The organism is Bartonella sp. AD328YNZD (assembly GCF_042196425.1).
The window spans coordinates 1-5,450 of sequence record NZ_JBHIQG010000166.1 but is presented as its reverse complement, the minus strand read 5'-3'; the positions used below and the strand labels follow the sequence as shown (position 1 = coordinate 5,450).

Here is a 5,450-nt window from a genome sequence, read left to right as displayed (position 1 = left end):
GCTGGAATAGAAAAATAATGAGCATATTGTGGAAATTCTCGACGTATTTGAACGGCTAAAAGAGCAATATCGCGTGCTGTGGAATAATTTTGAGGGTCTGGTAAACCACTTGCGTTCGCAAAATGGGTGCCAAACATGCCTAAACGTTTAGCTTCGCTATTCATTTTACGTACAAAATCTTTCTGTGAATTTGCAACGGCTTCACTCATGGCAATAGCCAAATCATTGGTAGATTTAACCATGGTGATACTTAAGGCTGTATCAAGTGTGAGTACGGAACCGGCTTTATAGCCTGAACGATATGAGGGAGCTTTTGCTGCATATTCGCTGATGGTGATAGGTTTGTTTGGTGAAATTTCACCTCGGCTCATAGCACGAAAAATAACATAAGCGGTCATTAATTTTGTTAAGGAAGCTGGATACCAACGTTCAAAAGCTTGATTATGTTTTAAGATATGTCCTGTTGTAACATCAACAGAAATAAAAGGCTGCGCTAGAACAGAAGCGCTGGATAAACTCAAAACGAAAGAAAAAAATAAATTATAGAAGCGATGTTTCATTAATTTAAATCGAGTTCCTTTTTATTCGTTATTTAGAATTATTTTAATGTAACACACAAAGCTTTTGAGTCCAGGATTGAAAGGACAGATGGTTAATTGCTGTATCAGTTGTGTTTCAGAGATAAAGACCAACACTCATCTTTATTTTCCCCTTGAATTTGGTTTGATAGCTTAGGTGTCTCAAGAAATACTTTTTAAATAATGAAGATTGTGCAAGATTTCAGGTTTTTGGGAGAATTGATGTTTCGCAGGAAGGAATAAGCCGGTATAATCATACATTTTGCTTGCTCTTCTGTTAGGTTGTGTTAGGACAACTCTTGGCACTTGAGATGGCCTATGAGGTATTTTTTATCTATACGTGAACCTTGCTTATGACAGACAAGGAAGTAAATTTAATGAGATTCAATATGAGAAGGAGGAGAATGAGATGATTTTACTATATTGGGAGTTATTATTTAATATGAAAAGTTATTTATCATTATAAATCAATATTTTATACATAAAAATAATACGATGCTATATTGTTTATTTTTCTTCTAATTCCACCCATCAAGCATTTTGAGCATTGTTTGTACATAAGTATAAAGTTCTTATTATGCGGTTCCTTTATGTATTTACTTTAATAGGAGAATACGTTCCTTGTGCAAGGCAAAACGCTCACAATAAACACTGTTGCGTTGCCGATTCATGTGTCTGTTTTAAAGAAATATTTATTAGCCGTTATGTTTCTTTTAAAATGTGTCGCTCGTAAGAAGTATCACATGAAGCTTACAGAAAATCTCATCCTTATGTTTATGGAGAAAAATGTTGGAATTTATTATTTGCTGTCAATGCTGTGTTTATTATTTAAACGATTTTCAAGATAAGAAGAAGTCTTTTTCAAAAAAATTTATACATTGATCGTTTTTTATAATTTTGAATGAGGAAATTTTAAGTTTTTTTCTTATATCTTTGTTCCATAGATTCTGCTCAATATATAAAGCGATGCATTATTCTAATTCATGAGTGTCTTGATTTAGTTTTTGAAGTTTTTTGACAGCGGATGGTGGCATAGGAGGAGGGGTAGGATCTTGAGCTGCTAAGAGAAGCAGTTCATCACAGGCTTTTTCAGTCTTTTGGACAAGTTGATCTAGAAAATCACGTTTGCTTAAACCAACTTCTATGGGAGGAAGAATGCGAACGCGGATTGTTCCAGGATAACGGCGAAAATTATTGCGTGGCCAATATAAACCCGCATTATGTGCAATAGGGACAACTTGAAGTCCCAGTTCATTATAGAGAGCGACAATTCCTGACTTATAATCTGGTTCTTGACCGGGTTGTCGGCGTGTTCCTTCGGGAAAAATCAAGATTTGGCGCCCTTGTTTTACTTTCTCTTTTGCTTTTTGTATAACCATTTTTAAGGCTTTGATGGGGGTTGTACGGTTAATGGGGATAATTTGTGTTTTTGCCATATACCAGCCAAACAATGGAATCCACATCAATTCACGTTTTAAAATGAGAGTGGGATCATCAAAATAGGGAACAAGACTGAAAGTTTCCCAAGCTGATTGATGCTTTGGAGCAATGATATAGGCTCCTTTGGGAAGATTTTCTAAACCTTCAATCTCATAACTTGTGCCTGCGATATATTTTTGCAAAAAGAGTGTGACGCGCGCCCATGTTTTAGGGACAATCCATGCTTTTTTACGTGGCATTAAAAAATAAACGGGCGCGTAAAGAATCATTTGTATGAAAGTGGTTGTATAAAAAGCAAACGTAAAAAGAACAGAACGAAGGATAAGCACTACATTTTCCATTTTATAGCTATAAGAGAACTTTCATATATAATATAATTTACATGAGAAAACATCTTCTTTATGTTTTTTCAAGCATCTATTTTTTTCGGTAATTTATTTTTCGATATTTAAAAACATAAGGAAAGAGCTGGATGGAATTACAGAAAGATAAGCTTTTTATTCCACGGATTTTATCTATTGCGGGAACAGATCCTTCTGGTGGTGCTGGAATGCAAGCGGATTTGAAGGTTTTTTCAGCTATGAAAACTTATGGGATGAGTGTGGTTACAGCTGTTGTTGCACAAAATACTCAGGGCGTACGTTCTTTTCAGGCATTAGATGCTTCTTTTGTTGCAGATCAAATTGATTCTGTTTTTGAGGATATCCATGTTGATGCCGTTAAAATTGGTATGGTTGCAAATGCTCAGATTGCACAGGTTATTGCAGAACGTCTTGCTTATCATAAAGCGCGTTTCATTGTTTTTGATCCGGTTATGGTTGCAAAAAGTGGTGATGTTCTTTTAAAGTCTGATGCAATTGAAATTATGCGTGATGTTCTTGTGCCGATGTCAACTTTGATCACGCCAAATTTGCCTGAAGCTGCACTGTTATTGGGAGGTGAAGTGCAATGGTCTTTAGAGACTATGTATCAATATGCTCCACGACTCTTGGCGCTAGGGTGCCATGCCGTTCTGTTAAAAGGGGGGCATTTGAATACGCTTACCAGAAATAGTACAGAAAATTACGATTGTTCTAGTCCAGATCTTTATTGTGATTGTGAAAACCTTGTTATACTTGAAGCTTCACGTATCATAACGACCAATGATCATGGGACAGGGTGTACTATTGCAGCTGCAATTGCAGCACTTTTACCGACAACACCTTTGGTTTGCGCTGTTAAACAAGCAAAAGATTATCTCAATAATACTTTAGCAGCTTCAACTGTTTTGCAAGTAGGAAAAGGGCGAGGGCCGCTTCACCATTTTTGTAAACTATGGGATGAAAAATAAAGGAGAATCCTATTGAATATTGCGATTGTTTTGGGATCTATACGTCAACCCTCGTTAACAAGAGCTTTAGCTAACTGCTTGGCTGATTGCCTATTGACGCGTGGTGCATCTCTTCATTGGGTTGATTTACGTGAACAGCCTTTGCCGATTGCTGATCCAGATTATCACCATAATGTAGAGGCTAATCCAAGTGCTGCCGTCCGCCAATTTGTTAAAACAATTGCAGCAGCTGATGGTGTTATACTCGCTAGCCCCCTTTACCAAGGATCTTATTCTGGTGTTTTAAAAAATGCTCTTGATCATTTAGCCTATGATGCCTTTTTAAGTAAACCGGTTGGGCTTATTTCTCATGGGAGTACGGCAAAAAGATGTGCACAACCGTGTGAACATTTATTGCCGGTGGTGCGTACGCTTTATGGGTATGCGCTACAATGTCAAGTCGCTTCGGCCAAAGAGGATTTTGCATCAGATGATGAAGGTCGTGCATGGAAAGTCATAAGCAAAGAGGTATGGACACGTTGTGAGCGGCTTGCTCATGAAATGTGTGCATTTTTACACCAGAAAGCTGGGAGAGATGATAAAAAATGATGAGCAATATCGTTATTTAGTGGTAGGTGACACGGGGATGCTTGCTCCTTTGTGTCAGTCGCTAAAGTCACAAGACGTGATTATTGCGGCGCGCTTTCTTTCTCGTCTGGATCAGCTTGAGGTGTTGCAAAAAACTATATGTGTGTGCCGTTGGATTATTATTGTACGGCTTCGCAGACACAATTTTTAGAAACTGTGACGCAATGGTGTGGGCTTAACATATTGCATATTATGGATTCATTCATCCGCCTATGCATTTTCTTGCACGTTGATTGAGCAGTTGGCTTTTTTACCTAAGCCACCATGTATTCTTCATATTTTTGGTTTCAATTCTCATGATTAAATGCTTGTTGATTGCGCACGTAAGAACAAGGTCGATTTCATACCCATTAAATTAGGACGAAAAACAACATCAAATGGATGGCAGTGGCTTATCCATCAGGAGATAAGTCAACAGGTATTGGATGCAATGAAAGGTTATGCATGAACTAAAATTTTAATTATTTGAGATGGCGAATTAGGTTCGTTTTTTGTATATTTTTTTGAAACATAGATACTTTTTATGAAGAGGGCAATATAAAAGCCGATTACTGATTGCTTTATGATAGTGCTAAGAATGAATTGTTTTTCATGCTTTGCATACCTAAGGGGGAGTTTCTACTGTCTTTCAATGATGTACTTCAGATCCAAAAAACCTTTAGCAAATTTAAGACAAAAGAAGTAAATACATCTTAATCATGTGGTTTAAAAAAACTGTCTCCGGTTCAAGAGCCAATCATCTCAAATTGTGATTTTTAAGAAAAGAAAAAGATTCATGAAAGAGGCTTTAAATGATCTTTGAAAGTTTTTTTAAGCTCCTTTGGTTATTGTATAAAGCGAAAATTTTTTTTATTAATTAATTAACAGACTAACCATCTAACAAACTATGATGCAACTGTCGTTTTAAATATTTGCTTTCGAGTTCTCCATAATTATCAGTAATAATCAGTAAATTATAGATCATATCAAATAAAAAATTTTTACTTATCCAATTTAGATTTGTGATAGATATCTTTTTTAAGACAAAGTAAAAAAAATAAGAAAATTTGAGTGAGTCATTTAAAACAATTATATTAAAACAATTATATTTGTAATAACTGATTTTAGATTTTCACTATCAGTATTAAAGGGGATTGGCCAAGCTTCCTTGGTTATATCGATTGCTTGATCATATTTGAGTTTTGTTGAAAATAATAAATTCTTTTAATTGATGAGCAAAAAAAGAGTTCATAGCTAAACCACTATGTGTTTATTGGAATAAATTTTAAATTCACCAAAGTTTGTAAAACCCAATTTTTTATAAATGCTAATTCCCTCGTGAAAGGCTTGCATACCAATAATATGACATCTCTTTCTTTTTAAATGCTCAATAGCAATTTTTGTCATGAATGTCCCAACACCTCTTTTCTGAAAATCCGGCTTGGTGACAATATCATACACTCCACCAATCCCATCCGCTTTAATACAAAAACATA

At 35.7% G+C, this 5,450-nt stretch carries 5 protein-coding genes; 2 read left to right on the top strand and 3 right to left on the bottom strand.

The features are described from left to right. Both ACFIO3_RS08175 and ACFIO3_RS08170 read right to left on the bottom strand, forming a co-directional pair. Positions 1-560, bottom strand: a 560-nt coding sequence (locus ACFIO3_RS08175) for a D-alanyl-D-alanine carboxypeptidase family protein (RefSeq protein WP_375704299.1), incomplete at its 3' end; no start/stop codon positions are given. A 989-nt stretch (positions 561-1,549) separates the two neighbouring features. Beyond that, on the bottom strand, positions 1,550-2,359 hold the full coding sequence (locus ACFIO3_RS08170) for a lysophospholipid acyltransferase family protein (RefSeq protein ID WP_375607873.1): 810 nt from the start codon (positions 2,357-2,359) through the stop codon (positions 1,550-1,552). Between the two features lie 131 nt (positions 2,360-2,490). Between ACFIO3_RS08170 and thiD the strand changes: the two genes are divergently transcribed. Then, complete coding sequence (gene thiD, locus ACFIO3_RS08165) at positions 2,491-3,348, top strand: bifunctional hydroxymethylpyrimidine kinase/phosphomethylpyrimidine kinase (protein ID WP_375704298.1); 858 nt, start codon at positions 2,491-2,493, stop codon at positions 3,346-3,348. A 12-nt stretch (positions 3,349-3,360) separates the two neighbouring features. Next, entirely contained in the window at positions 3,361-3,936 is a 576-nt protein-coding gene (locus tag ACFIO3_RS08160) for an NADPH-dependent FMN reductase (protein ID WP_375607871.1), read from the top strand. A 1,272-nt stretch (positions 3,937-5,208) separates the two neighbouring features. Here ACFIO3_RS08160 and ACFIO3_RS08155 read toward each other — a convergent pair. Further along, the coding region (locus ACFIO3_RS08155) for a GNAT family N-acetyltransferase (protein ID WP_375704297.1) at positions 5,209-5,450 on the bottom strand (242 nt) is incomplete at its 5' end.